Here is a 3,861-nt window from a genome sequence, read left to right on the forward strand (position 1 = left end):
CGCCGCGGCGACGACGTCGTCGACGTCCACCACGCCCCACCGGCCGGCGAGGCGTTCGCGGTACGCGCGCCCGTAGCCGCTGGAGCCGCCGTAGTTGACGTCGAGCACGCCGATTCCTCGGCTTGTGAAGTACGCGATCTTGCCGGATGCCGCGCCGCCGACATGATCCGTGGGGCCGCCGTGCACGAACACGATGTACGGCGGCAGCTCGCCCTCGGGACCGGCTGCCCCGGGGTTGGTCGGGGGGTAGTCGAAGGCGTGCACCGGCCCGTGCGGACCGGACACGGTCCTGGGCTGCGGGCGCGGCATCCATTCGTCGCCCCACGGCGAGGACGCGCCCGCGACGACGCGGGGGTCGCCGGATCGGTCCACGTCGATCTCCCACAGCCCGGCGCCCCGCGGCCCCGCACCCTCGAGGAGGACGCGCGTGCCGTGCACGTCCTCGATCGACATGCGCGTCACGGCGGGGACGGGAAGGGGACGCTCCGATCCGTCATCGTCGCGGAGCACGAGCTCGTCCGAGCCGTCCGTGCGCGTGGCGAGGATGCGACCGTCGTCCAGGATCGCAAACCAGCGGGGGTCGAGCACCCACAGCGGGTCGCCGGTGTCGGCGTCCGCCGGTGCGACGTGCCGGCGGTGCTCGGGACGAAGGTCTGGCGCGAGCCGCACGCGCCACAGATTCCAGCGTCCGGTCGGATCGTCGGCGTACGCGAGGGTCGCCGCATCCGTCCACACGGGCTGCAGGGGCGAGCTCGCGCCGCCCGCCACCGTCCGCCATTGCGCGCCGCCTCCGCCCTGCACCCGCGCGACGCGCAGCTCGGCGCGATCCCACGGCATGTCGGGATGATTCCATGCGATCCACGCCAAGAGCGTGCCGTCGGGCGACAGCGCCGGCTGCGCCACGAAGTCGCTGCCCGCGGCGAGCGACACCACGCGCGAGGAGTCCCGGGCGGCCGATCCGTCGAGGGGGATCTCCACGACGTCGCGTCGCGGCGCGCTGACGGCGTCGTGCGCCTCGCGCACCGCGAGCAGGCGTCCGCCCTGAAGCGTGAGCCCGCCGTACCTGACGTCGCCCTCGTCGGCCGTGAGCGGCCGCGCCGGTGCACCCGGGCCCCGTCGCCACACCCGCTGGTCCGTCTTCTCGACGAAGAGCAGCACCCCGTCATCGGTCGCCGTCCACGAGCCGCCGCCGTACTCGTGCACGCGCGATCGCGCATTCCACGGCGCCGGGAGCACGTCTTCGACGGTCCCGGATGCCGTCCTCCGGCGTACGGCGGTGCGCCCAGCCTCTTCGGGCACCGACTCTCCCCACCACACCTCGTCGCCGACGAACCGCGCGCCGTCCAGGCGTGGCGATGCCGCCGAGACCTCGGCGGCGGACAGGGGTGATGGCCAGGTGCCGTAGGGGAGGACCGCGGGTGTCGTCACGCCACGACGCTACATCGAAGCAGAAGGGGTACGGCGAAACACTTGGTCACAGGGAGACGGCGGCCGGATGAGCTCAGCTACCGTGGACGCATCGTCGCCCGGCGCGTCGCGAAAGCGGAAGCCGGGCAGGGAGCGACAGCCGAGCCCGGCACCCGCCCGCGATGACACCCTCCGCCGGACGTCCGGCGGGTGAGAGGTGCCGCGGCCGTCCGGCCTGAAGACCCGTCCCCCGACCCGAGAAGCACGCCATGCCGATCGACTTGAGCACTCCTGCGGTGCCCGTCTCGTTCGAGGTCTACCCACCTCGTTCCGAGGCCGGTGTCGCGACCCTCCACGAGACCATCCGCCACCTCGCGGCCGTGAACCCGCGTTTCATCTCTGTGACCTACGGCGCGGGCGGGTCCACCGGCGGGCGCTCGCTCGAGCTGCTCACGCACATCCTCCGCGAGACCCGTGTGAAGCCGCTCGCGCATCTGACGTGCGTCGGCAGCACCTACGCCGGGGCGAACACTCTCATCAGGGAGTTCCTGGATGCCGGCATCACGAGCTTCCTCGCCCTTCGCGGCGACCCGCCGGCCGGAGCGAGCGAGGGCGACGCGTTCCTCGGCGATCTCGAGAGTGCGGCGCAGCTCGTGCAGCTGATCGACCGGGTGCAGGCGGAGCGCACGCCGTACGCCGAGGCGCCGTTCCCCGGGATCCCTGGAGCGGTGCGCGTCGAGCGGCGCCCGAAGGTCGACATCGCGGTGGCGGCGTTCCCCAACGGGCACCCGCGCTCACGGCACCCCGGTGAGCACATCGATGCGCTGCTGGCCAAGCAGGCGGCCGGTGCGACGCTCGCGATCACCCAGCTGTTCTTCCATGCCGGCGACTACCTCGGATTCGTGGACCGCGCCCGCGCGGCCGGCGTCACGATCCCGATCCTGCCCGGCATCATGCCCGTCACCTCGCCCGCGCGTCTGCGCCGCGTGCTGGAGCTGACGGGCGCGCAGCTGCCCGTCGAACTGTCGATCGCGCTCGAGATCGAGCCGACTCCCGACGGACAGCGCGACGTCGGCATCGCCCACGCGGCCGAGCTCGCGCGCAGCGTGCTCGACGGCGGGGCCCCCGGCATCCATCTCTACGCCTTCAACAACCACGACACCGTGCTCGCCGTCCTGGGCGACGCCGGGATCCTCACCCCGCACGACCCTCACAAGGAGGCCCGCCCATGACCGATCTCCGCCCGACCTTCCCGCACGGCACGATCCTCGGATACCCCCGCATCGGCCGCCGCCGCGAGCTCAAGCATGCCGTCGAGGCGCACTGGTCCGGAGAACTCGACGAGGCGGCGCTGGAGCGCATCGCGGCCGATCTGCGACGCGCGACGCGTGAGCGGCTCGCGGCCCTCGGCCTCGGCCGCGACGACTCTGCGATCCCTGAGAGCTTCTCGTACTACGACCAGGTGCTGGACGCCGCGGCCACCGTGGGCGCACTCCCTGAGCGATTCGCATCGCTGCGCGACGCGGACGGCACGGTCGGCCTCGCCGCGTACTTCACCGCGGCGCGCGGCGCGGGCGAGGACGCCCCGCTGGAGATGACCAAGTGGTTCGACACCAACTACCACTACCTGGTGCCCGAGATCGGTCCCGAGACAACGTTCGCTCTCTCGAGCGACCGGCTCGTGCGACAGGTCGCCGAGGCGGCGGCTGACGGGTTCACGGTGCGGCCTGTGATCGTCGGCCCGGTGACGCTGCTCGCGCTGGCGAAGGCGACGGCCGGCGCCTCCGACGGCTTCGCGCCGCTGGAGCGGCTCGACGACCTGCTTCCGGTGTACGCCGAGCTGCTGGCGAACCTGCGCGCCGCAGGCGCAGAGTGGGTGCAGCTCGACGAGCCTGCTCTCGTGAGCGAGAGCCTGCCGGCGGCCCCGCAGGAGCTGGCGGATGCCGCAGCTCGCGCCTACGAGCGGCTTGGAGCCGTGGACGACCGGCCGGCGATCCTCGTCGCCGCCGGGTACGCACAGCTGTCCTCCGGGGCGTGGGCGGCGCTCGCCGCGGCTCCGGTCGAGGCGCTCGCGATCGACCTCGCACGGGGGTCCGTCCCGCCCGCGGTCCCCGGACTCGAGGGCAAGACGCTCGTCGGCGGCGTGATCGACGGCCGCAACATCTGGCGGGGAGACCTCGAGGCGGCGTGGGGTCGTCTGGATTCGCTCCGTTCGCTCGGCGCCGCGCGGGTGAGCGCGGGGACGTCGACCTCACTGCAGCACGTGCCGCACGACGTCCGGGACGAGCCCGCGCTGGACTCGCGCCTCGTGTCGTGGCTCGCCTTCGCCGATCAGAAGACCGAGCAGGTCGTCACGCTGGCGAACGGGCTGATCGCGGGGCGTGAAGCCATCGTTGACGCGCTGGCCGCGGCATCCGTCGCCCTCGCCGACCGGCGCAGCGCCCCGGGCGTGCG

Annotated in this window: 2 protein-coding genes and 1 pseudogene; 2 read left to right on the plus strand and 1 reads right to left on the minus strand. The window is 73.2% G+C overall.

Going from position 1 to position 3,861, the window contains the following annotated elements; all coding sequences use genetic code 11:
• Positions 1-1,428 (minus strand): S9 family peptidase (locus EIO58_RS14090; protein ID WP_127820065.1); only part of this gene is annotated, 1,428 nt, incomplete at its 3' end.
• A 248-nt stretch (positions 1,429-1,676) separates the two neighbouring features.
• Here EIO58_RS14090 and EIO58_RS14095 point away from each other — a divergent pair.
• Positions 1,677-2,639 carry a methylenetetrahydrofolate reductase gene (locus EIO58_RS14095; RefSeq protein WP_127820066.1) on the plus strand — a complete coding sequence of 321 codons (963 nt, stop codon included), beginning with the start codon at positions 1,677-1,679 and terminating at the stop codon, positions 2,637-2,639.
• Positions 2,636-3,861 (plus strand): annotated as a pseudogene (locus EIO58_RS14100) (5-methyltetrahydropteroyltriglutamate--homocysteine S-methyltransferase); the annotation flags it as partial. The gene EIO58_RS14095 and the pseudogene EIO58_RS14100, both read left to right, overlap by 4 nt.

This window comes from Microbacterium sp. CPCC 204701, assembly GCF_004010105.1.
Taxonomy (GTDB): domain Bacteria; phylum Actinomycetota; class Actinomycetes; order Actinomycetales; family Microbacteriaceae; genus Microbacterium.

Bases quoted from the DNA above. Each gene is read 5' to 3' on its own strand.
- EIO58_RS14095 (WP_127820066.1), top strand. From the start codon at position 1,677: ATGCCGATCGACTTGAGCACTCCTGCGGTGCCCGTCTCGTTCGAGGTC.